At 49.2% G+C, this 1,243-nt stretch carries 1 protein-coding gene; it reads right to left on the bottom strand.

Features of this window, described 5'->3' with window-relative positions; translation table 11 throughout:
* On the bottom strand, window positions 1-1,243 hold a 1,243-nt coding region (locus ACT3TJ_RS17925; protein ID WP_444666129.1), incomplete at both ends, for a glutamate decarboxylase.

Here is a 1,243-nt window from a genome sequence, read left to right as displayed (position 1 = left end):
GATCGTAGCTCACCCCATGACGAACAAGGATACGCTGGATAACCAAGTCTTCACGGTGAGCTGGCATAGAATAAGCAGGGACTTGCCAGCCGCGCGAGCGTAATTTGTCGGCCAGGTCATAGAGCGTATAACCGCCAATATTTGCTCCCTCTTTCAGCTTCCATGCCAACGCAGGAATACCTTCATTGCTGTTCCCATCAAAGAGGATTTCGAAGGGGCCTAGTTTACTAATCTCATCTGCAATATGCTGCGCGGTAGCGTAACAGGCATTATGGATTTTGGCGTAACCTTCACGGCCAAGTCGCAGGAAGTTGTAGTACTGCGCAATGATTTGCCCGCCGGGGCGCGAAAAATTGAGCGCGAATGTCGGCATATCACCGCCGAGATAGTTAACGTTAAAAATGAGCTCTTCGGGCAAGTCTATTGCTTCACGCCAGACCACCCAGCCAGCTCCCAAAGGTGCAAGCCCAAATTTGTGGCCAGACGTGTTAATGGACTTTACTCTCGGGAGTTGGAAGTCCCACACTAGATCTGGCGCGCAGAACGGAGCCAAGAAGCCCCCACTGGCACCGTCAACGTGCATAGGAATATCCAGGCCGGTTTCTTGTTGCAATTGATCCAGCGCTTCGCTGACAGCTTTTACTGGCTCGTATTGGCAAGTAAAGGTAACGCCCAGCGTTGGTATGACGCCAATCGTATTTTCATCAACGCGTTTGATAACTTCCTCTGGGCTCATAATCAAGCGATCGCCTTCCAGCGGAATTTCACGCAGTTCAACATCAAAATAACGGGCAAATTTGTGCCAGCAAATTTGTACTGGCCCACAAATCATATTTGGTTTATCAGTGGGCAACCCTTCTGCCGCACGTTTTTTCCGCCATTGCCACTTAAGCGCTAGCCCGCCAAGCATTGCGGCTTCTGAAGAGCCAATCGTCGAGCATCCCATGGTTGTTTCTGGCGAGGGTGAGTTCCAGAGATCTGCTAACATCCTAACACAGCGTGCTTCGATCTCCGCAGTTTGTGGATATTCATCTTTATCGATCATGTTTTTATCGATTGAAAGATCCATCAAATTACGAATTTCATCATCAACCCACGTTTGGCAAAATGTTGCCAGGTTCTGGCGGGAATTTCCATCAAGCATTAATTCGTCACGAATGGCGCTAAATACATTGTGAGGATTCCGTTCCTCATCGGGAAACCCGGATTTCGGCAACGATGTCGCCAAGTCAATTGATGCATA

The organism is Halomonas sp. AOP30-A1-24 (assembly GCF_052378165.1).
Taxonomy (GTDB): Bacteria; Pseudomonadota; Gammaproteobacteria; order Pseudomonadales; family Halomonadaceae; genus Vreelandella; species Vreelandella citrativorans.
This window is presented reverse-complemented; position numbering and strand designations above follow the sequence as displayed.